We start from the raw sequence: 26516 nt of genomic DNA on the forward strand, positions 1-26516 counted from the left end.
AAAAGCGGAGACTGACTACTCCTCGAAGCGCACCAGCACCGTTCCGTCGGTCACCTGCGCGCCCTCGGCGGCGATCTCGCTGATCACCCCGTCATGGGTGGCGGTGATGGTGTGCTCCATCTTCATCGCCTCCAGCACCAGCAGCGGCTGGCCTTTGGCCACCTTGTCGCCCTTGGCGGCGCGCACGAGCTTGACCAGGCCCGGCATCGGCGCGCGCATGCTCGACGTGCCTTCGCCGATCTCGGCAGCGCGTGCGAACGGATCGCTGATGGCGAAGTCGAAGGAGCGGCCAGCTTCGAACACCGTGACATGGCCGGGCCATGCCGCCACTGTCGCACCCGCATCGCTGGCTCCAGCCGCAAGCACGAAGGCCTCGCCGCCCTCCGGCCTGACCTGGAAACGCCAGTCCGGCCGCGCCGTGACGTGGGCGACAATCCCCGTGCCGCCGAACGACAAAGTCGCCCGCCGCGCCAGCGGGTTGAAATGGGCATAGCCGGTGAGGCTGGACCACGGATCGTCAGAGGCAGCAGATGCCATGGCTCCGGTGGCAGCCAGTGCGGCAAGCGCCACGGCCCGGCTGCTCGGCGGCGCGGTCACCGTCAGCTCGTCCTGCTTGCGCCCGATCAGACCGGTGTCGACATCTCCTGAGGCGAAGTCGGGGTCGCGGGCAAGGGCAGCCAGGAACGCCGCATTTGTCGTCGAGCCCGCCACTTCGGTGCGGGTGACTGCGTCGGCGAGTGCTGCGAGCGCGGTTGTGCGATCAGGCCCGTGCGTCACCACCTTGGCGATCATCGGATCGTAGAAGGGCGAGATCGCATCGCCCTGGCGCACGCCGGTCTCGATGCGGAGTTCGGTGCCCGCCGCAGCTTCCCCGGGGAAGCTGAGATGATGCAGCGTGCCGATCGCCGGCAGGAAACCCTTGGCGGGATCCTCGGCATAGAGCCGTGCCTCGAAGGCATGGCCTGATAGCGTGATGTCCTCCTGCGCCAGCGGTATCGGCTCGCCCGAGGCGACCCGAAGCTGCCATTCGACAAGGTCGACGCCCGATATCATCTCGGTCACCGGGTGCTCGACCTGCAGCCGCGTGTTCATTTCCATGAACCAGAAACGATCCGGCTTCAGCCCGTCCGAGGCATCGACGATGAACTCGATCGTGCCGGCGCCGGAATACTGGATCGCCTTGGCGGCCTTGACGGCGGCATCGGTCATCGCCGCGCGCAATTCGGCGGTCATGCCGGGGGCAGGGGCTTCCTCGATCACCTTCTGGTGGCGGCGTTGCGCCGAGCAGTCGCGTTCGAACAGATGCACGGCATTGCCGAAATTGTCGCCGAACACCTGCACTTCGATGTGGCGCGGCTTGTCGACATATTTCTCGACCAGCACGCGGTCGTCGCCGAAGGCGGCCTTGGCCTCGCGCCGTGCGCCGGACAGCGCATCGGCGAAATCGTCGGGGTGGTCGACGCGGCGCATGCCCTTGCCGCCGCCGCCGGCACGCGCCTTGATCAGTACGGGATAGCCGATCTCGCGCGCCTTGGAAGCGAGGATGACGATCTCCTGCGCCTCGCCGTGATAGCCTGGAACGACCGGCACGCCGGCCTTTTCCATCAGCCGCTTGGCGGCATCCTTGAGCCCCATGGCGCGGATCGAATCTGCCGACGGGCCGATGAAGACGAGGCCTGCCTGCGTCACCTGGTCGACGAAACCGGGGTTCTCGGACAGGAAGCCGTAACCGGGATGGATCGCCTCGGCGCCGGTCGCCTTGGCCGCCGCGATGATGACGTCGCCGCGCAGATAGCTCTCGGCGACAGGCGAGCCGCCAATATGCACGGCCTCGTCGGCCATGGCGACATGCAGCGCGCGCGCATCGGCGTCGGAATAGACCGCCACCGTCTTAACGCCCATCCTGCGGGCGGTGCGGATGACGCGGCAGGCGATCTCGCCGCGATTGGCGATGAGGATTTTCGAGAACATACCTTGATCCCCCATCACATCCTGAACACGCCGAATTTGGTGTCTGCTACAGGCGCGTTGAGCGCTGCCGACAGGCTGAGCGCCAGCACCTCGCGCGTCCTGGCCGGGTCGATGATGCCGTCGTCCCACAGCCTGGCCGACGAATAGAGCGGGTGTCCCTCGCGCTCGTATTTCTCGAGGATCGGCGCGCGGAACTCGGCCTCTTCTTCCTTGCTCCAGCTGCCGCCCTTGCGCTCGATGCCTTCGCGCTTGACCATGGCAAGTACTGTCGCTGCCTGCTCGCCGCCCATCACCGAGATGCGCGCGTTCGGCCACATCCACAGGAAACGTGGCGAGTAGGCGCGGCCGCACATGCCGTAATTGCCGGCGCCGAACGAACCGCCGATGATGATGGTGACCTTCGGCACCTGGGCGGTCGCCACTGCCGTCACCAGCTTGGCGCCGTCCTTGGCAATGCCGCCGGCTTCGTATTTGGCGCCGACCATGAAGCCGGTGATGTTCTGCAGAAAGACAAGCGGGATCTTGCGCTGGCAGCACAGCTCGATGAAATGTGCGCCCTTCAGCGCGCTCTCCGAAAACAGCACGCCATTGTTGGCGATGATGCCGACCGGCATGCCGTGGACATGGGCAAAGCCCGTCACCAGTGTGGTGCCGTAGTTCTGCTTGAACTCGTCGAATTCGGAGCCGTCGACGACGCGCGCGATCACCTCGCGCACGTCATAGGGCTGGCGCAGGTCGGCCGGGATGACGCCATAGACCTCTTCCGGTGCATGAACGGGCGGAATCGATGTCTTCAGGACCAGCCCGATGTCCTTCTTCCGATTCAGGTTTTTGACGATGCGCCGGACGATCGCCAGAGCGTGTTCGTCGTCGACGGCATAGTGGTCGGCGACACCCGACACCCGCGTGTGCAGGTCGGCGCCGCCCAGCTCTTCTGCGCTGACATCTTCGCCCGTCGCCGCCTTGACCAGCGGCGGGCCGGCGAGAAAGATGGTCGCCTGGTTGCGCACCATGACGGTCTCGTCGGACATCGCCGGCACATAGGCGCCGCCCGCCGTGCACGAGCCCATGACGCAGGCGATCTGCGGAATGCCTGCTGCCGACATGTTGGCCTGGTTGAAGAAGATGCGGCCGAAATGATCGCGGTCGGGAAACACCTCGTCCTGGTTGGGCAGGTTGGCGCCGCCGGAATCGACGAGATAGATGCAGGGCAGATTGTTCTGCAGCGCGATCTCCTGCGCCCTCAGATGCTTCTTCACAGTCATCGGATAATAGGTGCCGCCCTTCACCGTGGCGTCGTTGACCACCACCATCACCTCGGTGCCTTCGACGCGGCCGATGCCGGCGATCACGCCGGCGGACGCGATGTCGCCGCCATAGAGGCCGAAGGCGGCGAACTGGCCGACCTCGAGGAAGGGCGAGCCGGCGTCGAGCAGTTGCGCCAACCTTTCACGCGGCAACAGCTTGCCGCGCGACACATGCCGCTTGCGCGCATCCTCCGAACCGCCGCGCTCCACCGTCGCAGCTTTCTCGCTGATGTCGGCCACCAGCGTTCGCAGGCGCGCCGCATTGGCCTTGAAGCTTTCGGAGGAGGGGGAGAGCTGGGAATGAAGCGTCGGCATTTTTCCTCTTGGAGTGATACCCATGCGATGCAGCGCGCAAGAGCGCGAAGCAGTCATGGTGGGTGGCGAATCTAACGCACTAGCCTCGTAATTTCGGCGAAGTCCAGACGTCGGTTTGTTGCTGTCGAGCCATCTCCGCTCTCGATCGCCTCTCAGCGAATGACCTCTATCTTGCAGCCGACATCCAGGTCGGCCCATTTCCTGTCGGCGGTGACGGCTGTTCGTTCCGTCAGTATCGCCAGCGCCAGGCAGGCGCGGTCACCCAGCGACAAGCCCTTGTGGCGCGTCGATGCGCGCAGGTGCCCGGCGACCAGCGCCAGGTGTTGGTCGAACGACACCACATCGAGACTCAAGTTCTCGTACTGCTGGCGTACGTCAACTTCGTCGTAGCCCCTGTCGGTCAGCTTCGAGATGACCTCCGTGACATTGACGGCGCAGATCACGCTCTTGTCGACGAGCGCATGGACCCGGTCGGCTCCGGGCTCCTGCAACATCGCCGCCAGCACGGCCGAGGCGTCGAGCACGATCACTCTTCACCCCACATCGCGCGGCGTTCGGCCAGGAACTCGTCGACAACGCTTTCTCCCGGCTTCTTGTACTTGGCCATCTCTTGCTGCACACGGGTGAGGGCCATCTGGTGCGAGATCAGCCTCAGCTCTCCGTTCTCGACCTGGGCGACGAGATCGTCGCCGGGCTTGATGCCCATTTCCTCACGCATGGCGGCGGGGATGACGATGCGGCCGCCGTCGCCCACGCGCAAGCGCTCGAACTTCGGCGGCTTGCGCAGCAACTCGGCCCGGATCCTGGAGCTGTATGGCTTCTGCGGCTCCTCGGCGAAGCCTTTGGGCGTCTCTGGCTCAGTCATGGCGCAAACCCCGATCTGTGGCAGAAAGAGAGATTGTGCCATGAATGACCATTTGCGGCAAACAGGCTGCCAGGCAGTTGCGGAAACCTCTGATTGTTTTGGCTTGATATCGATCCGGAATGCGTGTACGTGCCCGCTCCCGATGGGGCGAGCTGCTGGCGCGTCCGCATGCTCCGCAACCCGTCCTCTTGGAGACGACCGATGAGACGCATCGACATGCGCCTGACATTCCGTCTCCCTTCGGCAAAAGGCTGAGGCCGCCGAAGGGCGGCACTTTCACAGCTCGAATTCACCGAAGTTGCAGGGGAGCGCGCCGCCGTCGAGGCCGCGCGGTTGTCATCATGTATGTGCGTTTCGTTACGCCGCTCATCCACCCGAACAGCCGGGTGGAGGCCGGCTTCTTCCGCGCGTCCTGGTATCTCTACAGGAATGGCTGCCCGGACTGGATCCTGGCCGAACTGCGTGAGCAGTTCGACTGGTTCAACGAGCATTTGCCGATGCCCGGCAGGATCGGTCGCCACTTCAAGCGGCGTAACTCGATCTGGGGCATCTGCTGGTTCGACCCGCACGCCGCCGAGGCGATCAGCCGTGCGCGCTACTGCGCCTGGCTGATCGGCGAGGGCGGTCTGCCCGTGCGCACGATCAAGACGGCCGGCCAGCGCGAGGTCATCTGGCGCGACGCCCATCAGATCGTGTCGAAGCCGACGGCCGATCTGCCAAGGGCTTTCCAGTGATCGGGCCAGTGACCGGGCGGGAGGCGTCATCAGCCTTCCGCCATGATCTCGCGGCCGATCAGCCAGCGCCTGATCTCGCTGGTGCCGGCGCCGATCTCGTAAAGCTTGGCGTCGCGCAGCAGCCGGCCGGTGGGATAGTCGTTGATGTAGCCGTTGCCGCCGAGCAGCTGCAGCGCATCGAGCGCCATCACGGTTGCCTTCTCCGCCGCAAACAGCACGCAGCCGGCGGCGTCCTTGCGGGTCGTCTGGCCGCGGTCGCAGGCAGCGGCCACGGCATAGACATAGGCGCGCGCGGCATTCATCGTCGAATACATGTCGGCAAGCTTGCCCTGCACGAGCTGGAACTCGCCGATCGGCTGGCCGAACTGCTTGCGGTCGTGCACGTAAGGCACGGCGACATCCAGACACGCCGCCATGATGCCGATCGGCCCGCCGGCCAGCACCACGCGCTCATAGTCGAGGCCTGACATCAGCACTTCGACGCCGCGGCCTTCCTCGTGCAGCACGTTTTCGAACGGCACCTCGACATTTTCGAACACCAGCTCGCCGGTGTTGGAGCCGCGCATGCCGAGCTTGTCGAGCTTCTGCGCCACCGAAAAGCCCTTCATCGTCTTCTCGATGATGAAGGCGGTGATGCCGCGCGATTTGCGCTCGGGATCGGTCTTGGCATAGACCACCAGCGTGTCGGCGTCGGGCCCGTTGGTGATCCACATCTTGGAGCCGTTGAGCACATAGACGTCGTTGCGCTTCTCGGCCCTGAGGCGCAGCGACACGACGTCGGAGCCGGAGCCGCTTTCAGACATGGCGAGCGCGCCGACATTCTCGCCCGAGCACAATTTGGGCAGATATTTCGCCTTCTGCTCCGGCGTGCCCCAGCGCTTGATCTGGTTGACGCAGAGGTTCGAATGCGCGCCATAGGACAGGCCGACCGAGGCCGAGGCGCGGGAGAGTTCCTCGACCGCCACGACATGGGCGACATAGCCCATTTCCGAGCCGCCATATTCGCCCTCGGCAGTGATGCCGAGCAGGCCGAGCGCACCCAGCTCCTGCCACAGATGGGCGGGAAATTCATTGCTGCGGTCGATGTCGGCGGCGATGGGGGCAATGCGCTCCTGGGCGAAGCGCCGGACCATCTCGCGCAGGCTGTCTATGTCCTCACCGAGCCCGAAGTTCAGCGTCTTGTCGTACATGGCGGTCCTCCGCATTGGTCCTGGCGCCGGTCAGGCGCATCGTCATGGCAAGATAGGTCGCGGTGACTTCGTCGACCGACAGTCTCTCATCGGGACGAAACCAGACGATGACGCCCGTGATCATCTGGATGATCGCCATCGCCGTCAGGCCGGTGTCGTCGACCTCAAGCAGGCCGGCATCCGCCCCGTCGCGCAGGATGGTCCTGAGCTCCTTCTCGTAAGCCGTGCGGAGCTTGAGGATGCTGGTCAGATTCTCGCGCGAAAGGCTGCGCAGCTCCATGTTGGAGACATGGGTGGCGTGCCGGCGCTCGACATGGAAACGGATGTGGTTGGCGACGAAGCTGGTCAGCCGCGCCAGCGGATCGTCATTGTCGGGACGCGCCGCCTCCCAGGCGCCGAGCAGCGCCTCCATATGCTCACGCATCAGCGTGTGGAGCAGGTCTTCCTTGGTCGGGAAATAGCGGTAGAGCGCGGCCGCCTGGACGCCGACCTCGGCCGCCAGCTGGCGCATCGTCACCGCCTCATAGCCGTGGCGCGCGATCAGCTGCACCGCTGCCTCGCGGATCGCCGCTTCCGTCCTGCCGCCGTCCGAACCCGCAGTTCGCGCCATCCAGCCATTCCTCCCGAATGGCTGGATTAATAAAACGAACGTTTAATTAATTCAAGGGGTACGAAACGCCGTCTGTGGATGACGGCCGGCGTCAGTCGCTGCGGAAGGCGCGGCTGGCCTGGTCGGTCAAAGGCTTGAACAGATAGGACAGCACCGTGCGGTCGGTGGTCTTGAGGAACACCTCGGCCGGCATGCCTGGCTTGAGTTCCGGCGAGCCCGCCTGTTCCAGGCTCTTGGCCGACAGGGCGATACGCACGGCATAATAGGACAGCCCGGCCTTCTGGTCCTCGATCATGTCGGGTGACACCCGGTCGACGGTGCCGTCCACTTCAGGTGTGGTCTGCTGGTTGAAGGCCGACAGCCTGAGCGTCGCCGGCTGGCCGATGCGCACCTGGTCGATATCCTGTGGCGCAACGCGCGCCTCGACCACCAGCGCATCCGCCGTCGGCACGATCTGCATGATCGCTTCGCCCGGCGTGACCACGCCGCCGACGGTGTGGATCGCCAGCTGGTGGACCCGGCCGGCCTGCGGCGCGCGGATGTCGATCTGCTTCAGCGACTGCTCGGCGGCGACCTGCCGTTCCCTGAGTTCGCCGGCCTTGGCGTCGATCTCGCGCAGCTCGCCGGCCACCTGGCTGCGCATGTCCTGGTCGATCTGGATGATGGCGAGCTCGGTCTCGCTGATCCGTCCGCGCGTCTGCGCCGCCGCCGCCGTCAGCTGGCCGTCCTCGCCGTCAAGCTGCGCCTGGGCCCGCTGCCGGTCGGCCAGCCGCGAGATCGGCACCAGCTTCTTCTTCCACAGCTCTTCCATGCCCGCGAGCTCGACCTTGATCAGGGCGATCTCCTGCTTCTTGCTTTTCTGCTGGGCCTCGACGCCGGAAATCTCCTCGCGGAACTGGGCGATGCGTTCGCGCAATTGCGACACCTGCCCGTCGCGGGCCTGCCGCCTCAGCGCAAAAAGCTTGTTCTCGCCCTCGATCAGTTGCGCGATCGCCGGATCGGCGGCGCGGGCCGTGAGTTCGGCCGGATAGGCGACCGCCTCGGTTCCGTCGCGCTCGGCGATCAGCCGGGCGCGTCGCGCCATCAGCTCGTCCAGGCCGTTGTCGACGATGGCGAGATTGGCCTTGGCGACGGTGTCGTCGAGCCGCACCAGCACCTCGCCGGCCGACACCATGCTGCCATTGTGCACGTTGAGCGCGCCGACGACGCCGCCCTGCGGATGCTGGACCGCCTTGACGTTGGAATCGACGACAAGGTGACCCGCCGCCACCACCGCGCCCGACAGGCTGCTTGTTGCCGCCCACAGGCCGAGGCCGCCGACAAGCGCCAGCGCGGCGAAGCCGCCCAGGCGGACGTTGCGCCTGATGTCCTTGCGGAGCCGCTGCTGTTGCGGAGTGGCGCCGGCAACCGGCATCGCGCCCTTGTCGAGCAGGGCGAGCATTTGCGTCTTTGCCGAGGTCGCAAGATCTCTCGCTGCCTTCAGCCGGTCTGCCGAAAAATGGTTGGTCACCAGTGTCATGGTCAGCCCGCCGTTCCCACCGCATGCAGCGGCACCGGCACCGGTTGCAGTGCCTGCCTTGCAATCTCGCTCTTCAGGCCGAAGGCCTGCTGCTTGCCGCCGCCGAGGACCAGCAGATGGTCGAGTGCCGCCAGCGCGCTCGGCCGGTGCGCCACCACGATGACGATGCCGCCGCGCGCCTTGATGCGCTCGATGGCCTGCGTCAGCGCCTGGTCGCCCGATGCGTCGAGATTGGAATTGGGTTCGTCGAGCACGACCAGGAACGGATCGCGGTAGAGCGCGCGGGCCAGCGCCACGCGCTGGCGCTGGCCGGCGGACAGGGCAGCACCGCTCTCGCCGATCTCGGTCTGGTAGCCCTCGGGCAGACGCAGGATCATGTCGTGCACACCCGCAGCCTTCGCCGCCGCGATGATCGTCTCGGAAGGAGCGCTATCCTCGAAACGCGAAATGTTCTGGCCGACGGTTCCGGCAAACAGTTCGACGTCCTGCGGCAGGTAGCCGACATGGCGGCCGAGCGCCTGCGCCGGCCACTGCTCCAGCGCCGCACCATCGAGCCGCACCTTGCCACGCATCAGCGGCCAGACGCCGACCAGCGCGCGCGCCAGCGAGGATTTTCCGGAGCCGCTGGGGCCGATGACGCCCATGCCGGCTCCCGCCCGAAGCGAGAATTCGACGTCCTGCAGCACAAATCGCCGATCGCCGGGCGCGACCACGCTGATGCCCTCGACAGTGAGTTCGTCTGTCGGCGCCGGCAGCTCCATGCCGCCTTCCGACGCCGGCATTGCTGCGAACAATGCGTCGAGCCGGTGCCAGCTCTGGCGTGCGTTGAGGAAGCTTTTCCAGTGCGCAATGGCGAGTTCGATCGGCGCCAATGCGCGCGACGTCAGGATCGAGCTGGCAATGATGATGCCGGGCGTCGCCTGCTGGTAGATGACGAGATAGGCGCCGAGCGCCAGCACCATCGACTGCAGCATCATGCGCAGGATGCGCGACACGGCACCAAAGCCGCTGGTCAGGTCGCTGGCGCGTTCCTGCGCCTCGCGGAAGTCGCCATTCGCCTTAGCCCAGCGCTGCGCCAGCCGGTCGCCCATGCCCATCGCGGCCAGCACCTCGGCATTGCGGGCGCCGGCCTGCGCAATGGCGCTGCGCTTCGTGCTGAAGCCCGACATTGCCTTGGTCGGCCCGCGCACAAGGCGGTCGGTGAGCACGGTGAGCGCGACAAGCAGCACGGCACCTGCGAGTGCGGCGACGCCGATCCAGGGATGGAACAGAAAACAGATGCCGACATAGATCGGGATCCACGGCAGGTCGAACAGAGCTGCCGGTCCCGCGCCGGAGAGAAAACCGCTGACCTGGTCGAGGTCGCGCAGCGCCTGCGGGCCTTCGCCGCGATCGCGCTTGCGCAGCGGCAGGCGGACGATGCAATTGAACACGCGGCCGCTGATGATTTCGTCGATGCCGGCGCCGATCCGCGTCAGCACGCGTGCCCTGATGGCTTCGAGAACGCCCTGGAAGGCATAGAGCACGGCCACCAGGATGATCAGCGCCACCAGCGTCGGCACGCTGCGGCTCGGCAGCACCCGGTCATAGACCTGCAGCATGAACAGCGAGCCCGACAGCATCAGGATGTTGATCAGGCCGCTGAAGCCGGCAACGGCGACGAAGGCGCCCTTGAACGAATGCAGTGCCTTGAAAAGCTCTGACGTGCGGTTCAGGTCAGTGGACGGGTGAGACAGGGTCATTCCCCTTGATGGCGGTCAATTGATTGACTGCAATGCGGCGGGCCTCGCCGAACGAAGCCCGCCTTTTTGGAATCGCCAGAAAATCAGGCGATGACGTCGGCATTCTGATGGCTCGAATGAGCCGCCATCTGTGCCAGTATCTTGGCGACCGCGGCCTGGGCTGCGTCGCCCGCATCTGCCACCGCGTGACCATCCGCCGGCAGATGGGCCTGCAGCGTCGCGACAACGTGGTCGATGGCCTGCTGCACATGGCCGCCATCGACGATGTCGTTGACATGATCGGCATTCACATGCGCTGTCACCTTCGAGCTGAAGTTGAAGTGGTCGCCATCGAGCGCCACCGTCTTCTTGGCAGAAGTCTCAGTGGAGCCGGCCACCTCGCGTACGCCACGCGTACCCTGGTCCTGGCCGAAATGGTCCATCTTCTTGAAGAAGTCGGCGAGCCAGTTGTTCGCAGGGTTTGCGCCGGTATTGTCGCCGCCAGTATCGGTGGTGTCGGCGACGTCGACCGTCTTGGTCGGCGTCGTCGGTGCTGTTGCGCCGGCATCGTCGGCCGAAGCGGTGGCTGCCAGCGTGCCCGACTTCATCACCGGGTCGATCAGGTCCTTCTTGACGTTCTTGGTGCCGATCGTGACCGTCTGCGTCGAGGTCGCGATGTTGGCGCCAGTGAAGGTCACCGTATAGGTGCCGGGCTTCAGCACCAGGTCGTAGCCGCCTGCCGCCGAGGTCGTGGTCTTGAAGGTCTGGCCGGCAGCGTTCTTGGCTGTCACGGTGATCGCGCCAAGCCCTTCGCCGGGATCGTAGAAGCGGTCGCCGTCCTTGTCGTCGAAGGTCACGCCGGTCAGGAACAGGTCGGAACCGGTCTTGCCGAAATCTTCGGTCACGAAGGCGGATGAACGGCCCTTGTAGTCACCGACCTCGAAGCCGAGGCCGACCTCGCGGAAGTTCGGGTTGAGAATGTTCGCCCGATGTCCGGAGGAATTCATCAGGTTGGTGTGAAGCAGCTTCACTTCGTCGACATAGCCGGTCGGCGCGCGGGTCGTGGCCCAGGCGATGTTCTCGCCCGTCGCCCAGGAGCCGCTGAGCGTGTAGCCGGCCGCCTTCATGCGTGTCGTCGGCGACGAGCCGCCGGAGCCTGTGTGTGAAAAGACATCTGCCGAGAGCATCCACTTGTCGTGGTTTTCGGCGGCTTCGCTTAGGTCGTTGTCGAATGCCAGAGGCTGGGCGCCGACTTTGGCGCGCTCCGCGTTGATGAGCTCGAGCAAATACTGCTCGTTGGCGCTGTGCTGAGGCATAGGGTCTCCCCGGTTTGGTTCTTGATTGCTGATGAACCCCCAAATGTCCCGTCCGTCCCACGTCCGGCCTAGGCAGGAAGTGTGTTGATGATGCGGCGCTGAAATGAATAAATTAGGATATACGCATATATCTTCGCGCGAGACGACACGGCGCGGATGCGCCGTCTATCGACGGTTGAAAATCCTGTGTCGTGATCAGCCGCGGGCGGCAGCGATCGCCTTGGGCAGTTCTTCGGCGAAGATGTCGAGCTCATGGTCGAGACCGACGCTGACGCGGATGCAGCGGTCGAGCACCGGCGCCATCGGCTTGCGGATGAAGACGTCGCGGGCAAGCATGTTGCGCATCACGGCAAGCGCGAAGGCGGCATCGCCGCCGCAGTCGATGGTGACGAAGTTTGTCGCCGAGGGCAGGGGCTTCAGCCCGTTATCCCTGGCGATTCCAGCGATCCGCTTGCGTCCGGCGTCGACCTTGGCGACGACCTCGGCAAGATAGGCCTGGTCCGCGAGCGCTTCCTCGCCCGCGATCTGCGCCATCCGGCTGACGCCATAGTGGTTCCGCACCTTTTCAAAGTTCGCGATCACCTCGGCATCGCCAAAGGCATAACCGCAGCGGATGCCGGCAAGCCCATAGGCTTTGGAGAAGGTGCGCATGCGCACGACATTGAGGCGCGCAATGTCGACCGGCGGCAGCGCCGAGGCTGGCGCCGTCTCGCCATAGGCTTCGTCGAGCACCAGCATCGTCGTCTCGGGCAAGGCCTCGGCAAAGCGAAGAATCTCCTCCGCTTCCCACCAGCTGCCCATCGGATTGTCCGGGTTGGACAGATAGACGACAGGCGCATTCTCGCGCTTCACCGCGTCGAGCAGGCCCTGGAGATCTTCCTTGTCGTCGCGGAACGGCACCGGCACCAGGCGCGCGCCGACGCTGGCGACGTGGAAATTGAAGGTCGGATAGGCGCCGAGCGAGGTCACCACTGGTGTACCCTCGGGGGCATACATGCGCACGACGAGGTTCAAAAGGCCGTCAATGCCTTCGCCGACGACGACGTTCTCGATGCCTATGCCGAGATGACGCGCCAGCGCGACTTTCAGTTCGTAATTGTCTGGGTCGCAATATTTCCACATCTCGGCCGCCGCCTCGGCCATCCGCGCGGTCACGCGCGGCGAAGGACCAAAGCCGCTCTCATTGGCGCCGATTCGGGCCCGAAACGGCGCGCCGCGGTCGCGCTCCTGCGCCTCTGGCCCGACAAACGGCACGGTTACGGGCAGGGCGTCGATGACGGGGGTGAGGGCAGGGCGGTTGGTCATGTCAGCTTACTCGATGGCGTCATCCGGCCCCGGCCGGGCGCGGCAATCTCTGGATGTTTTGCCTATACGACAAAAGCAGCCTGGCAGGGATATGCTTTGTGAGCCTATTTGCGCGCCAGCCGACCGGCTTCACGCCACCGCGACGTGGCGATCCGGCAAAGTCCGAGCGGTCGTGACGGCGTGACGACGAGCAAGCCCGCGAGCCATTGCAACGTGTTGCTGCAGGCGCGCGCACAGATGCGGCCCGAATCCGGGCGCATGATGCGAATCATCTGCCGGAATCAGTGCCGCTCCAGCACCACCACGCAGCGGTCGAGATCGTTTGTCGCGAGATGGGCATAACGCATCGTCATCGACAGCGTCTGGTGACCGAGCCACATCTGCACGCGGCGGATGTCGATGCCGCCCTGGACCAGGCGCGAGGCGCAGGTGTGGCGCAGGATATGCGGCACCACCTGATCGTCGGCGCCGAGACCCACTTCCGCCTTGGCCTCGTTCCAGATGGCCCGGAACTGCGGCTGCGTCAGCATGGCGAACGGTCCTTTCGGACGCGGCCCACGATCAGCCGGCCATTTGGCCGTTTCTCTGGCGCGTGCGGTCAGGGGAATCGTCCGGCTGCGCCCGGATTTGGTGATCCAGAAGCTGACGCGTGTGTCCTGGATGTCGTTCCAGATCAATCCGATCGCCTCGCCGAGGCGGCAACCGGTATCGACCAGGAAAACGGAAAGCCGGTAGGCGTCTTCACTCTTGGCCCGGATGGCAGCAAACAGCCTGTCCTCTTCCTCGAGCTCGAGAAAACGGATTCGTCCCGCCCGCTCCTTCTGGCGGCGGAACTCGGGCAGGCTATGGACATCTCCCATCTTGTAGGCCTTGCGCAGCAGTTTGCTCAAAGCGGCCATCTTCCGATTGATGGTCGCGTTGCTGTTACCGCGTTGGCGCAGGGAGCCTATCAGGCCGTCGAGCGCCTCCTGGGAAAAAGCGCTGAAGCGCTCGCCTAGAAGAATCTCGTCGATCTCACCGATGAAGGAGCTGACATTGTATTTGTGCTTGCCGTCGTCCCACAATATGTCTTTGTATAACAGAAAAAGGTCTATAACCCTGAATGACTTTACTTCTTTAACGCTGTTGAAATTATACGTTACCTTGCAATTCGTCATAAGGGCGGCAGAGTGGTGGCCGCTCAAAGTATCGTCCTTTGAAGTTGCTTTTTTCATTAGGTGTCGGCAACCCAAGAAGGAATATTAGCGAATGCTACATTGCTAAAGGGTATCCGACAATGTGACGGTTTTCCGTAAGCATGAACAGGAAGCGAAATAAGTTCCCGATCCGGCTTGCACCTGACAGCGCCTTTTAGCTCCTCTTTGGTTTGACACCCCAGCGCTAGCCGCTGGTAGAAAAACGGCCCGGGCCTCCTAGGAAACCCGGGCCGCCTTATGCCTTACGACGTCAGCCTATTAGAAGGAGGCGTCGAGACGGAGGAAGCCGTTGAACGAGCCGTCCGTGAAGCTGTCGCCGTCGTCGTAGTTGACAGCCAGCTTGGCGTTGAGGTTCTCAACGATCGTGTAGTCGACGACCGCGCCGATCGACCAGTCGTCGTTGCCGACGTCAACGGTCGCGAGGCCGGTGCCATCCGGGTTGAACACGCCGAAGTGGCTGTCAGCGAAGTACTGACCACCGAAGCCGACTGCCAGCTTCTCGTTGACCTGGTACTTCAGGTAGCCGCCGACCGACCATTCGTAGCCAGCGTAGAAGTCCGACAGGCCGAACCAGGTAGCGCCCGACTCGTAGGCTGCGAGCAGCTCGAGGGTCAGAGCGTCGGTTGCCTTGATCTTGGCGATACCCTTCAGAGCGAACTCCGAGAAGCGGTCGTCATAAGCGGCGAACAGGTCGACAGAACCCCAGCCCTGAGCGACCGAGACCTTACCGGTGACGAGCGGCACGTAGTCGAAGTTGTTGTCTTCTTCTTCGAGGCCGACCGACACTGCGATGCCGTTGCCGGCGTCGAAGGTGTAACGAATCTGCTGGACGAAGTCGCCGCCGCCGGCATCGAACTCACCCGACAGATCGCCGTCGAACAGCGTATCGTTGCGGCCGATCATCAGGCCACCGAGTTCGAAGTAGGCATAACGAACCGAGAAGGTGCTGGAATCAGCTGCCCATTCGTCTTCTTCCGGATCGTAGTTGCCGCCGTTGTTCGAGCCCTGGAACTCGATGTAGCGCTTGAACGTGCCGTATTCGGTTTCCGAACGGGCATCGAACTTCAGGCGGAAGAGGGCGGTCTTGCGCCAACCTTCATCTTCGTCAGCCCAGTCGATCTGGTAACGAACGAGGCCGCCGATCTTGAGGCAGGTCTCGGTGCCGGGGATGTAGTAGAAGCCCGCGCCGTAAACGTCGCAGATGCGGACGTATTCCATGGGTTCCGGCTCAGCGACGACGACAGCGTCGGCCGCACGAGCGCCGGAGACTGCGAGCAGAGCCGCAGCGGAGCCGAGAAGAAGGCTCTTAATGTTCATTTTCTGACCTCCAGTCAGAATCGCGGCTGGAGATCGAGGAATTCAGGCGGAAAGCCATGAAAATCCGGCTTCACCGCGCGCAATGGCGCCGCAAGCGATTGAAATGTCTAGGCATTCTGAGATCTGAAAGGGGAGGTAGCCTGAGGCTGGCGGAGAGGATGGGATTCGAACCCACGAGAAGCTTTTGACCTCTACTCCCTTAGCAGGGGAGCGCCTTCGACCACTCGGCCACCTCTCCGTTGCGCCGCTGGATAAAGAAAAGGCGCGGCACAATCAATAAGCCATTCTACATATCGGCATGAAAAAGCACCGCCTGGCGAGCTCGGCGCACGAATCGTCCGCTTAGCCGGGCTCCCGAAGAATCGGATCACCCACGATTCTGCGGAAAGAGACCTCGATCAGCATCTGTGCCAGGCGCAAAAGCTGCGCTGGAATGGCTCCATTTCTTAATGACTTCTTTATGGGGGGTATCAAATCGTGTCATTTGTGCAACATGCCCCGGCGATCCAGCGTTGCGGGAGGCTTGCGGGCCGTGTTGGCTGTTGAACCGCGAACGCTCATGGGTAATGTCGGGGTCGAAGAGGGAGCGCGGTGCGCATCTTTTTCAAACGGGGATGGGGCAGGGAACGCTGTCCTTCAGCAAAAAATACCCAGACCCTCTTTTGAAACTTTTGACTGGAGGTCAGAAAATGAACATTAAGAGCCTTCTTCTCGGCTCCGCTGCGGCTCTGCTCGCAGTCTCCGGCGCTCGTGCGGCCGACGCTGTCGTCGTCGCTGAGCCGGAACCCATGGAATACGTCCGCATCTGCGACGTTTACGGCGCGGGCTTCTACTACATCCCCGGCACCGAGACCTGCCTCAAGATCGGCGGCCTCGTTCGTTACCAGATCGACTTCGAAGAAGACGACAACGGCTGGAAGAAGACCGCTCTCTTCCGTCTGAAGTTCGACGCTCGCTCGGAGACCGAATACGGCACGTTCAAGCGCTACATCGAGTTCCAGGGCGCAAACAACGGCGGCGAAACCGTCTACAATAGCGTTGGTCAGCAGATTGGTTTCCTTGGAGACTCGAGCACTTTTGGCGTCCGTTACGCCTACTTCGAGCTCGGCGGCCTGATGATCGGTCGTAACGACACGCTGTTCGACGGCGACCTGTCGGGTGAGTTCGACAGCGGCGGTGGCGACTTCATCCAGTCGATCCGTTACACCTTCGACGCCGGCAACGGCATCGCAGTGTCGGTCGGCCTCGAAGAAGAAGACCGCAACTTCGACTACGTGCCGATTGTCACCGGTAAGGTCTCGATCGCTCAGGGCTGGGGTTCGGTTGACCTGTTCGCTGCCTACGACGACCGCTTCTCGGAGTTCGCCCTCAAGGGTATCGCCAAGATCAAGGCAACCGACGCTCTGACCCTCGAGCTGCTCGCAGCTTATGAGTCGGGTGCAACGTGGATGAGCCTTGGCTTCGATGCCGGCGACTATCTGGGCTACGATTACTCGATCGGCGGTTACCTGAAGTACACCGTCAACGACAGGCTGACTGTCGGCGCTGGCGGTCAGTTCTTCGCTGACGCACATGCAGGCGACTTCCTCAACAACACCACCCTCGAGTCGGACCTCGACACGTGGACGGTTGGCGCAGTTGTCGACTACAAGATCGTCGAGAACCTGAACGCCAAGCTGGCAGTCAACTACGTCGACACCGAAGTCGGTGGCGATGACGAATACTTCAAGGGCTTCCTGCGTCTCGACGCTTCGTTCTAATCAGCTCACAAGCTGATCTAGGGAAAACCCGGCGGGCAACCGCCGGGTTTTTTCGTTTGGCGATCATGTGCCGTCGCCTTGCGTGTCGGATGAGGTGGCTCGTCGCGGCTCAAGGCGCGCCGTTGGCAGCTGCCCAATTGTGCCCGGCAATCTGCCGTCGGATGCCGGTCTGCGATGCAGGCCCGAGCCTGATCAGGCGGCGAGCCGGTCAGGCGCTCGCGGCAACAGCCGTTGCGGCGTCTGCTTTGCGCAGAAAGCCAGTGATTGTCGCCGGCAGGTTTCCGGTCTCCAGCGCCGGCGCGTGGCCCTGTCCGTCGACGGTGACCGCTTCAAGGCGCGGATGGCGTCGGCCCATTTCATCAATGGTTTCTGCCGACAGCAGCCGCGAGTTGGCGCCGCGGATCGTCAGCACCGGCACGGACGCAAGCGCTTCGAACTGCGGCCAGAGATCCGGCAGCGGCTGGCTGAGATCCAGCGCCAGCACGGTGTTGAGCAAGGCGGGGTCGTAGTCGGCGACGGGCACACCCGCCTCGTCGCGATAGATGGCGTGGACGAAGCGGTGCCAGTCGGTATCAGACAGCGCCGGAAACGCCTCGCCATGGACCGCCTTCTGAATCTGGACGGCATCGGTGAAATCAACGGGGCGAGGGGCGTTTTCCAGATAGGACCTGATATGGGCAAGACCTGCCGTCTCGATCACCGGGCCGATGTCGTTGAGCACGACCGCCTTGATCTGGGCAGGGCGCATCATCGCCAGCACATGGATGATCAGCCCGCCGCGCGACGTCCCGACAAAGGCTGCTTCAGTGACGCCAAGGGCGTCGAGGCCGGAGATGACGTCGGTCGCTTCCATGCCGACATTGTAGTTCTGCCAGTTCGGGTCATAGGCCGACCGTCCCCGGCCGCGATAGTCGAAGCATATGATTCGGCGAGGGTTTTCGACGTCGTTGGCAAGATGCAGTGCCAGCTCGTGAAAGTCCCTGGCGTTGCGGGTCAGGCCAGGCAGGCAGACGACCGGGCGGTTGCCGCGGCGAGCGGTATCTTCGTGACCAGCCTCGGCGCCATAGAGTCTTGCGTGCAGCCTGAGCCCGTCCTGCGAGGTGTAGTAGAAGTCCGCAAAGCCTTGCGCATCGGTCATCAGGCTGCCTCTCCGCTCCCGACACGACCTCGTGTCGGCCCGACCTAGCTAACGAAGCCATGGGGCGCGGTCAAACCCGCCGCCGATCTGCGGGGGCGACGCCGCAATGTGGCTGGATGCACCGAGACCTGCCTGGGCAAGCCTAGCGGCCATTCACCAGGTCGCCATTGATGTCGTAACTGCCCGACAGCCGCATCTTGTAGACCTGGTAGTTCTCCATCACGCGCTGGACGTAGCTGCGCGTCTCCGCATAGGGGATGCGCTCGATCCAGTCGACGACGGTGTCGACATCCTTGCCGCGCGGATCGCCATATCTTGATATCCACTGGTCGGCGCGGCGCGGGCCGGCATTGTAGCCGGCAAAGGTCAGCACATAGGAGCCGTTGAAGCGGCCGAGCTGCTCGCCGAGGAAGCTGGCGCCCAAGGTGGCGTTGTAGCCGGCATCTGTCGTGAGACGCTCCTGCGAAAAGGCCATGCCGGCTTTCTTCGCCAGATCCCTTGCCGTACCCGGCATCAGCTGCAGCAGTCCACGCGCCCCGGCGCTGGAGACGGCCGAGACCTTGAACTCGCTTTCCTGGCGCGCGATCGCATAGGCGAGCGCCTTGCCGGAGCCCGAAATGTTGGCCGAGTCTGGGATCACCCCGATCGGGTGCGACAGGGCGCCGACGTCGAGGCCGCGCTGGGCGGCGATCTTGCCGACGCGCAGCGCCAGATAATGGTTGTCCTGCTTCTCGGCCATGACGGCGAGCAGCGCGAGTTCGCCCGGGCTGTTCAACTGAGAGGCGAGGTCGCGATAAAGCATCTCGGCGTAAGCGGCATAACCCGCGCCCTCGAGCCGGGTGATCGCGCTGACCGCCTCACGCTGCGCAAAGGCCTGGCGGTCGGCCGAAGTCGGCGCGGGATAGACGACATTGAGCGCCTTGCGGCCGATGCGTTCGGCGGCAAGCTGGCCGTAGTAGCTGGTGCCATAGGTGGCGGCGCGGGCGAAATAGTCCTTGGCATTGCCGGGACCGCCGGCTTCGGCGCTGCGGCCGAGCCAATAATAGGCGCGCGACAGCGAGATCGGGCTGCCGGCGATCTTGGCGATGCGTTCGAAATGGCCTGATGCCAGCTTGGCGTCGTTGAGGCCGCGCAGCGCATACCAGCCGGCGTGGAATTCGGCGTCGGCGGCATTCGTCGCGTTTTCGGCCGAATGGGCCGCGGCAATCCGGTAGGCGGTCTTGACGTCGCCCTCGTCGAGCAGTTCACGCGACAGCACGCGGCGTTCCACCCACCATGTGTCGGGGTCGATCAGGCTGGCGCGATCCCCAGGCGCCTTCAGCATGACGGCTGCGGCTTCGGTGAACTTCTCCTGCTTGCGCAAGAGGCGCGCCTTGGCAAAGACATAGCCGGCCGAACGCTGGCTTGCGGGCACCGCATCGAGCAGCGCTTGTGCCTTCTTGTCGCCCTTGATGACGGCAGCCCAGGCGTCGGCCAGCGGCTTTGCCCCGGCGAACTCGGCGACACGCGCGGCGGAATTGACCCGGTCGGCATAGAGCATGCGCTCCATGCGGATGCGATGGTCGGCGGCGGGGATCAGGTTGCCGAAATCCTTGAGGATCGCCACCTCATATTTGGCATCCAGTTTTTCGGTGCGCCAAAAGGGCTGGAGTACGGCAAGTGCCGCCTTGGCATTTCCGAGCTCCTTCTGGGCGCGGGCGAGCAAAAGCGCACCTTCGATGGTTTGCGGTTCGCTGCCGGCAAAGGCCGAAACCACGATATTGGGCCCAGGCGTTTCGCGCGCCATGGCGCGCTCGCTGTTGCGGCGCAATGTGGCAAGGCCCGGCCAGCCGGGCAGCGCCTGGGCGGCCGCCGCGATATCGGCACTCGGCACCTGGTCGCCGCCATTGATGGCGATCGCCCACATCAATATGTGGCGGTCGAGCGCTGTCGCGGGCAGGGCGTCACGCACCGCGCGCGCCTGCGCCAGATCGCCGCTCGACAGCGCGTCGAGCCCGCTCTTGAGCTGGTCGATTGTGCCGAAGGCGGCACGGGCGGCGTCACCCTTGCCGATGCTGGCGAAGGGGATGGCCGAGGTTGCCTGCGGGTCGAGCGCCGAACTGCCGGCGGGGACGGGCGCCAGGGCGATGAAGGCGCTCAACAGCGCGATATGATGCGGCCTGGCAGCCGGAATGATCCTGGTCATTCCTTATCCTTGCGGGTGACGATCGGGAGCAGGGCTTTCGAGCCTAGGTTCATGTGGTGAAGAGCGGGTTAATGAAAGGTTAGCGCGGTCGTTCGATTCGGTCGGATATAGGGTGCAGCCACACTTGCCGCAAATTGGTGTCGAGACTATGGTGCCCGGCCCTGCTTTCGGCTAGAAAGCCGGCGGCATTGAAAAGGCTGTGAAACCGTAGGATTCCCGGAGTTGGACGACATGCTGAGAGGCTCACTTACCGCGCTCGTGACACCATTCGAAAAGAATGGCCGTCTCGACGAGAAAGCCTTTCGCGAACTCGTCGAATGGCAAATATCAGAGGGCACCACGGGCCTCGTGCCGGTCGGCACCACGGGCGAGTCGCCGACGCTGACCCATGACGAGCACCGCCATGTCGTGAAGATGTGCGTCGAGGTTGCGCGGGGCCGCGTGCCGGTCATTGCCGGCGCCGGCTCGAACAACACCGAAGAGGCCGTCGGTCTGGTCAAGTATGCCGAAAGCGTTGGCGCCGACGCCGTGCTCGTGGTCACGCCCTATTACAACAAGCCGACGCAGCGCGGCCTTTATGCGCATTTCGCAGCCGTTGCCCAGGCAACGACGCTGCCCGTCATCATCTACAACATCCCGCCGCGCTCGATCATCGACATGACGCCGGAGACCATGGGCCGGCTGGCCCATGACTTCAAGAACATCGCCGGCGTCAAGGACGCGACCGGCAAGGTCGAGCGTGTCTCCGAGCAGCGCATCACCTGCGGCACCGATTTCATCCAGCTGTCGGGCGAGGATGCCTCGGCGCTCGGCTTCAACGCCCATGGCGGTGTCGGCGCCATTTCGGTGACCTCGAATGTCGCGCCGCGCCTCTGCGCCGAGTTCCAGAACGCCAGCCTGTCGGGCGACAACGCCAAGGCGCTCGAACTGCAGGACCGCCTGATGCCGCTGCACAAGGCGATCTTCATCGAGCCGGGCGCTTCGGGGGCGAAATATGCGCTGTCGCGTCTCGGCCGCATCGAGAACGTGCTGCGTTCGCCGCTGGTGACGATCGAGCAGTCGACGGCCGACAAGATCGACGCGGCAATGAAATTTGCCGGCCTCATCAACTGAGTGCCCAAGGGTTGCGAAACAGCCGCTTCGCAGCCATGTAAGCGCTCTTCGAATTGTGCGTCCTTCGAGGCTTGCTGTTGAGCTCGTGCCTCGGGAGAGGGGCAGTCAGCACATGGCGTCCGGGATCTGATGCGCTGTTGGCGCAGGGTTGTGGGCGGGCAGTGCTTTCCCATCCTGAGATGCGTGCCCGGCGGCCGAGCATCGGTGGACGCACCAGAAAAGTAGCGACGTCATGAGCCAGGGCAAGAAATCCGACCCCAACAACAAGATCGCCGCGGAAAACCGCAAGGCGCGCTTCAACTATGAGGTTCTCGACACGCTCGAGACCGGCATCGTGCTGAGCGGCACCGAGGTCAAGGCGCTGCGCCTGGGCCAGGCCAATATCCAGGATTCCTACGCCTCGTTCGAGGGTGGGGAATTGTGGCTGATCAATTCCTACATCCCGGAATATCTGCAGGCCAACCGCTTCAACCACGAGACACGCCGCCGCCGCAAGCTTCTGGTCAGCAAGCGCGAAATGGCCAGGCTCGCCCAGAACATCGAGCGCGAAGGCATGACGCTGATCCCGCTCAAGATCTATTTCAACGATCGCGGCATGGCCAAGATGCTGCTCGCCGTCAGCCGCGGCAAGAAGCTGCACGACAAGCGCGAAAGCGAAAAGCAGCGCGACTGGAACCGCGAAAAGGGCCGGCTGCTGAAAGAGCGGGGGTAGGGGATGCTACAGATTGCCCCCTGGGGAGACTAGGTGACAACGCTTCGTCATCCCGGGCGAGCGCAGCGAGACCCGGGACCTATTGACCGGCGCGGCCGGGGTGTGGGGTCGTGATTGAATGCATGAAGCCCAAGACGAGGACCCGGCCGTGCCACACGATGGTCCGGCCAATGGGTCCCGGATAACCTGCGCTGCGCTCCGGTTTCCGGGATGACGGCGTAGATGTTTGGTGCGCGAAACTTGTTTGCCACCTCCCAATTCTTCGCACCCCTCTTGCCTGTCGGCCATCATGATGCACCCGTCATCCCGGGCGAGCGCAGCGAGACCCGGGACCCATTGACTGGATCATCGTGGCGCACGGCCGGGTCCTCGTCCTGGCCGTCATGAATGCAACCGCGAGCTCAGATCCCGGCCGCGCCGGTCAATAGGTCCCGGCTCTCGCTTCGCTCGGCCGGGATGACGGCGCTGGCGCTGACAACCTGTGCTGCGCTCCAGATTCCGGGATGACGGCGTAGATGTTTGGCGTGCGAAACTTGTTTGCCACCCCGCAATTCTTCGCACCCCCTCTGGCCTGCCGGCCATCATGATACGCCCGTCATCCCGGGCGAGCGCAGCGAGACCCGGGACCCATTGACTGGATCATCGTGGAGCACGGCCGGGTCCTCGTCCTGGCCGTCATGAATGCAACCGCGAGCTCAGATCCCGGCCGCGCCGGTCAATAGGTCCCGGCTCTCGCTTCGCTCGGCCGGGATGACGGCGCTGGCGCTGATAACCAGCGCTGCGCCCCGGAATCCGGGATGACTGAGGTGGTGCGTTCTTAACGAAAATGTTTGTCCGTCAGAGTCCAACCGACCGCAAATCTCATTCGAGACGAAACTGATCTTGCAAATTGCTGCTCTTCTGATTGCATCTGCTGATGTCTGGCTATGTCTACATTCTCGCGTCTCGCAAGAACGGTACGCTCTACACTGGCGTGACCAGCAACCTGGAACAGCGCGTCTGGGAGCACCGGGAGGAAATCACCGGCGGCTTCACCAAGAAATACGGCGTCAAACGGTTGGTCTGGTACCGGGATTACCAAGACATCGGCGACGCGATCGTGGACGAAAAGCGCATCAAGCGGTGGCGCCGGAAATGGAAGCTCGAGTTGATCGAGGCGATGAACCCCGGCTGGGTGGACCTGTATGAGACGCTGAACGGCTAGCTGTCGCATGACGCGCTCGTCATCCCGGGCGAGCGCAGCGAGACCCGGGACCCATTGACTGGATCATCTTGGCGAACGGCCGGGTCCTCGTCCTGGCCTTCATGAATGCAACCCCGAACCCCGATCCCGGCCGCGTCGGTCAATAGGTCCCGGTTCTCGCTTCGCTCGGCCGGGATGACGGCGCTGGCGCTGATAACCTCCGCTGCGCTTCGGTTTCCGGGATGACGCGTCGATGTTGGCGCGCCAAGCTTGTTCACCAGCTCGCATAATCCTGGCGCGCGCGGCCGGCGCAATCGCTTAACCAACGCGCTGATTCCCCTGCCGCCGTCCCGTCGAAATACGTCATTTGCCGTATGCACAAGTCAGCGCATTGCTGCCACTTCTCTACGCAGACCACGAGCGGCGCGGCGTGGTTTGGCACCGGGGGCGGTGCCTGAGCGCCTTGAGGGCCGGGTAACAGGTGAAAGGAGCAGAAATGAAGACGATCATGATGGCAGCGGCGGTGTCGCTGCTGCTGGCGCCGACGGCTTATGCCGCAGCGCCGGTGGCGAATGAGGACGGTGCCAAGACCGCAATCAGTGCGCAGGCGACCAAGGACGACGCTGTCCGGCTGGCCGCCGGCCGCAACAGGTCCGGGAGCATCGGATTACCTCGCAGCAACGGCCTCGTGCCGGGCCGGGGTTTCGGTCTCGGCTGATCCTGTCGCGGGCGTCGGCCCTGGCAGGTTCCGCCGCACGCGACCGCACCATCTACCGGCTGGCGCAGTAGCCAGCCGTTCCATTTGCAAGTGCCCCTTGCCCGGTTGTGCTCTCAGCGCAACCGGGCTTTTTTCATGCGCGGTGGAAAGGTGGTCTATATGGGCCGTCTATTGCTGCAGGAATTCGGCCACGTCACGGAAGACGTTGACGAACATCTCTTCCGTCAGCACGCCTGTATTGGTGTTGTAGCGCGAGCAATGATAGCTCGAAAACACCGCGATGTTGCCGACATCGCATCGCGCGCCGTGCTTGAAGGGCACCGCCGCGACGCGCGCGCCGAGCGCCCTGACCGTCGACTGGTGGCCGATCGAGCCCAGCGTCAGGATCGCCTTCAGGTTGGGAAAGCGCGCGATCGTCGGCACCAGGAAGGAACGGCAGGTGTTGATCTCGGCGCCCACCGGCTTGTTGTCGGGCGGCACGCAGCGCACGGCATTGGTGATCGCCGTGCCGATCAGTTCCAGGCTGTCGTCGGGCCGCGCCTCGAACACGCCGCGCGCCATGCCGAAGCGCTTGAGCGTCGAATAAAGCAGTTCGCCGGCATAGTCGCCGGTGAAGGGGCGACCGGTGCGGTTGGCCCCGCGTACGCCCGGCGCCAGCCCGACGATCAGGAAACGCACCGCCGCTTCGCCTTCGGGAGGAAGGAAGGAGCGGACGGGTCCGTTGTACCAGCCCGGCTCGCGGGCGCGCCAACTGGCGATGAAGTCGTGCAGGCGCGGGCAGAGCGGGCAGTCCCGGTCGGGATCGACCGGCAAGGCCGGGCGGCCGGCTTGAAGCGTGGTGCCGGACATCAAGCGTCGTCGGTGGTCGGATCGACGGGGTCGGGTTTGCGCACCGGACGCTCCGACGGCTCACGGCCGATCTCGGATTTCAGCGTCATCAGGTCGATGAAATGGTCGGCCTGGCGGCGCAGATCGTCCGAGATCATCGGCGGCTGGGAGGCCATCGTCGAAATGACCGAGACCTTGCGGCCGCGGCGCTGCAGCGCTTCGACAAGCGTGCGGAAATCGCCGTCACCGGAGAAGATGACGTAGTGGTCGACGACATCGGCGAGTTCCAGGGCATCGACCGTCAGTTCGATGTCCATGTTGCCCTTGATCTTGCGCCGGCCCGAGGCGTCGGTGAATTCCTTGGCCGGCTTGGTGACGACCTTGAAGCCGTTATAGTCGAGCCAGTCGATCAGCGGGCGGATCGAGGAGTATTCCTGGTCTTCGACGAGTGCAGTGTAATAATAGGCGCGCAACAGATAGCCGCGCTTCTGGAAGCTGGAAAGCAGTTTGCGATAGTCGATGTCGAAGCCGAGGGAGCGGGAGGTTGCGTAGAGATTAGCTCCGTCGATAAAAAGTGCGATTTTCTCGCGAGGATCAAACATAGGAAAATTTCCTTGTTGAAATAGGCTGACGCCAAATACGCTGGTCGAGCGCTCGTTCCCCCAAATCAATGACTTGCCCCACTGCGGCAAATATCGCTCGCGATGGTTCATTCCAAGGGGGCAGGGTCGCGAAGCGGTAAATTAATTGTGGGTGGATGGCTGTCCGAAATCCGACGCGTCGGTGGCAAAGCCGGCTTGATGCTTGAATTGCGCGGCCGTTCAGGTTATGGCACGCGTCAGCTTTCCGTCAAATCCATGCATGAAAGGGGCACTTCATGGCCCGCGTAACCGTTGAAGACTGCATTGACAAGGTCGACAACCGCTTTGAGCTGGTGCTGCTCGCCGGCCACCGCGCCCGCCAGATCTCGCAGGGCGCGCAGATTACCCTGCCGCGCGACAACGACAAGAACCCCGTCGTGGCACTGCGCGAAATCGCCGACGAGATGCTGTCGCCCGACGATCTCAAGGAAGACCTGATCCACTCGCTGCAGAAGCATGTCGAAGTCGACGAGCCGGAGCCCGAGGCACCGGAGCCCGCCGACCAGACGAGCGCCTCGGCGATCGACGCGGACGAGCCGGAAGAGAACATCAACTTCGACCGCATGTCGGAAGAAGACCTGCTCGCCGGCATCGAGAGCCTCGTGGCTCCCGAAAAGAGCGACGACTACTGAGACCTATCGAGAATTCTACCCTGCCGGCCACCTGACGCGGCTTTCTTCGCTTCCGGTGCTCACGGACCCGAAAGTCCGCTCCGCTCCGGTTCTCGAAAGCCACGCCATCTGACTCGGCAGGGCGAATTCTCAAAAAGGTCTCGCGGCGTGCCAAAACGCTGCCAAACCGGCTTATCGGCACTTCCGCGCCGCCATATCTGTGTTTATCTATGACATGCGTCGCAAGCCCTTGCGGCGCAT

General features: G+C 63.7%; 23 protein-coding genes and 1 tRNA gene. 7 read left to right on the plus strand and 17 right to left on the minus strand.

The genetic code is table 11. The features are described 5' to 3' along the window. Positions 1-15: 15 nt before the first annotated feature. The 4 genes from Amn_RS09135 to Amn_RS09150 all read right to left on the minus strand — a co-directional run bounded on the left by Amn_RS09135 (position 16) and on the right by Amn_RS09150 (position 4458). A complete protein-coding gene (locus Amn_RS09135) occupies positions 16-1971 on the minus strand; it encodes an acetyl/propionyl/methylcrotonyl-CoA carboxylase subunit alpha (protein ID WP_286296381.1) in 1956 nt (651 codons plus the stop codon). A gap of 14 nt (positions 1972-1985) precedes the next feature. Continuing rightward, complete coding sequence (locus Amn_RS09140) at positions 1986-3593, minus strand: carboxyl transferase domain-containing protein (RefSeq protein ID WP_286296384.1); 1608 nt, start codon at positions 3591-3593, stop codon at positions 1986-1988. A 152-nt stretch (positions 3594-3745) separates the two neighbouring features. Further along, on the minus strand, positions 3746-4123 hold the full coding sequence (locus Amn_RS09145) for a type II toxin-antitoxin system VapC family toxin (protein WP_286296386.1): 378 nt from the start codon (positions 4121-4123) through the stop codon (positions 3746-3748). Next, positions 4120-4458 (minus strand): AbrB/MazE/SpoVT family DNA-binding domain-containing protein, encoded by a 339-nt coding sequence (locus Amn_RS09150; protein ID WP_286296388.1) that lies wholly within the window; start codon positions 4456-4458, stop codon positions 4120-4122. The genes Amn_RS09145 and Amn_RS09150 overlap by 4 nt, the downstream gene beginning before the upstream one ends. 341 nt (positions 4459-4799) lie before the next feature. Here Amn_RS09150 and Amn_RS09155 point away from each other — a divergent pair, with 341 nt between their 5' ends. Next, positions 4800-5192, plus strand: a complete 393-nt coding sequence (locus tag Amn_RS09155; RefSeq protein ID WP_182575496.1) for a hypothetical protein — start codon at positions 4800-4802, stop codon at positions 5190-5192. 29 nt (positions 5193-5221) lie between these two features. Here the strand turns inward: Amn_RS09155 and Amn_RS09160 are convergent, their stop codons facing one another. From Amn_RS09160 to Amn_RS09200, 9 genes are all read right to left on the minus strand, one after another. After that, the gene (locus Amn_RS09160; protein ID WP_286296389.1) at positions 5222-6382 is read right to left on the minus strand and encodes an isovaleryl-CoA dehydrogenase; all 1161 of its coding nucleotides are present in this window, start codon (positions 6380-6382) and stop codon (positions 5222-5224) included. Beyond that, positions 6348-6992, minus strand: a complete 645-nt coding sequence (locus Amn_RS09165; protein WP_067964258.1) for a TetR/AcrR family transcriptional regulator — start codon at positions 6990-6992, stop codon at positions 6348-6350. Before Amn_RS09165 ends, Amn_RS09160 begins: the two co-directional genes overlap by 35 nt. A 91-nt stretch (positions 6993-7083) precedes the next feature. Further along, positions 7084-8511, minus strand: coding sequence for an HlyD family type I secretion periplasmic adaptor subunit (locus Amn_RS09170; RefSeq protein WP_083948642.1), 1428 nt, complete (start codon positions 8509-8511; stop codon positions 7084-7086). Positions 8512-8513: 2 nt separating this feature from the next. Continuing rightward, positions 8514-10253: a type I secretion system permease/ATPase gene (locus Amn_RS09175; protein ID WP_286296393.1), complete on the minus strand. Its 1740-nt coding sequence runs from the start codon at positions 10251-10253 to the stop codon at positions 8514-8516. An 83-nt stretch (positions 10254-10336) separates the two neighbouring features. Beyond that, the gene (locus Amn_RS09180; RefSeq protein ID WP_286296395.1) at positions 10337-11548 is read right to left on the minus strand and encodes a CAP domain-containing protein; all 1212 of its coding nucleotides are present in this window, start codon (positions 11546-11548) and stop codon (positions 10337-10339) included. 195 nt (positions 11549-11743) lie between these two features. Continuing rightward, positions 11744-12853 carry a pyridoxal phosphate-dependent aminotransferase gene (locus tag Amn_RS09185; RefSeq protein ID WP_286296397.1) on the minus strand — a complete coding sequence of 370 codons (1110 nt, stop codon included), beginning with the start codon at positions 12851-12853 and terminating at the stop codon, positions 11744-11746. A 281-nt stretch (positions 12854-13134) separates the two neighbouring features. Next, positions 13135-14010 carry a tyrosine-type recombinase/integrase gene (locus Amn_RS09190; RefSeq protein ID WP_286297979.1) on the minus strand — a complete coding sequence of 292 codons (876 nt, stop codon included), beginning with the start codon at positions 14008-14010 and terminating at the stop codon, positions 13135-13137. A 297-nt stretch (positions 14011-14307) separates the two neighbouring features. Further along, positions 14308-15366, minus strand: a complete 1059-nt coding sequence (locus Amn_RS09195) for a porin (protein WP_286296399.1) — start codon at positions 15364-15366, stop codon at positions 14308-14310. Positions 15367-15513: 147 nt separating this feature from the next. Further along, positions 15514-15604: transfer RNA gene (locus Amn_RS09200), tRNA-Ser, on the minus strand. A 451-nt stretch (positions 15605-16055) separates the two neighbouring features. Between Amn_RS09200 and Amn_RS09205 the strand changes: the two genes are divergently transcribed. Then, the gene (locus Amn_RS09205) at positions 16056-17126 is read left to right on the plus strand and encodes a porin (RefSeq protein WP_286296401.1); all 1071 of its coding nucleotides are present in this window, start codon (positions 16056-16058) and stop codon (positions 17124-17126) included. A gap of 208 nt (positions 17127-17334) precedes the next feature. Here the strand turns inward: Amn_RS09205 and Amn_RS09210 are convergent, their stop codons facing one another. Together Amn_RS09210 and Amn_RS09215 are read right to left on the minus strand one after the other, a co-directional pair. Then, complete coding sequence (locus Amn_RS09210) at positions 17335-18264, minus strand: alpha/beta fold hydrolase (protein WP_286296403.1); 930 nt, start codon at positions 18262-18264, stop codon at positions 17335-17337. Positions 18265-18406: 142 nt separating this feature from the next. After that, complete coding sequence (locus tag Amn_RS09215) at positions 18407-20449, minus strand: lytic transglycosylase domain-containing protein (RefSeq protein ID WP_286296405.1); 2043 nt, start codon at positions 20447-20449, stop codon at positions 18407-18409. Positions 20450-20680: 231 nt separating this feature from the next. Between Amn_RS09215 and dapA the strand changes: the two genes are divergently transcribed. From dapA to Amn_RS09235, 4 genes are all read left to right on the plus strand, one after another. Then, positions 20681-21562 (plus strand): 4-hydroxy-tetrahydrodipicolinate synthase, encoded by an 882-nt coding sequence (gene dapA / locus Amn_RS09220; protein ID WP_182574377.1) that lies wholly within the window; start codon positions 20681-20683, stop codon positions 21560-21562. A gap of 232 nt (positions 21563-21794) precedes the next feature. Further along, the gene (gene smpB / locus Amn_RS09225; RefSeq protein WP_067964246.1) at positions 21795-22274 is read left to right on the plus strand and encodes an SsrA-binding protein SmpB; all 480 of its coding nucleotides are present in this window, start codon (positions 21795-21797) and stop codon (positions 22272-22274) included. Positions 22275-23190: 916 nt separating this feature from the next. Further along, positions 23191-23478, plus strand: a complete 288-nt coding sequence (locus tag Amn_RS09230) for a GIY-YIG nuclease family protein (protein ID WP_286296412.1) — start codon at positions 23191-23193, stop codon at positions 23476-23478. 475 nt (positions 23479-23953) lie between these two features. Next, on the plus strand, positions 23954-24175 hold the full coding sequence (locus Amn_RS09235; protein WP_286296414.1) for a hypothetical protein: 222 nt from the start codon (positions 23954-23956) through the stop codon (positions 24173-24175). A gap of 168 nt (positions 24176-24343) precedes the next feature. Here the strand turns inward: Amn_RS09235 and Amn_RS09240 are convergent, their stop codons facing one another. Together Amn_RS09240 and Amn_RS09245 are read right to left on the minus strand one after the other, a co-directional pair. Then, positions 24344-25024, minus strand: a complete 681-nt coding sequence (locus Amn_RS09240; protein ID WP_182574380.1) for a uracil-DNA glycosylase — start codon at positions 25022-25024, stop codon at positions 24344-24346. Continuing rightward, a complete protein-coding gene (locus tag Amn_RS09245; RefSeq protein ID WP_182574381.1) occupies positions 25024-25605 on the minus strand; it encodes a LabA-like NYN domain-containing protein in 582 nt (193 codons plus the stop codon). The genes Amn_RS09240 and Amn_RS09245 overlap by 1 nt, the downstream gene beginning before the upstream one ends. A 275-nt stretch (positions 25606-25880) precedes the next feature. Here Amn_RS09245 and rpoZ point away from each other — a divergent pair, with 275 nt between their 5' ends. Beyond that, positions 25881-26276, plus strand: coding sequence for a DNA-directed RNA polymerase subunit omega (gene rpoZ / locus Amn_RS09250; protein WP_286296418.1), 396 nt, complete (start codon positions 25881-25883; stop codon positions 26274-26276). Positions 26277-26516: the final 240 nt, after the last annotated feature.

The organism is Aminobacter sp. Y103A, assembly GCF_030294925.1.
Taxonomy (GTDB): Bacteria; Pseudomonadota; Alphaproteobacteria; order Rhizobiales; family Rhizobiaceae; genus Aminobacter; species Aminobacter ciceronei.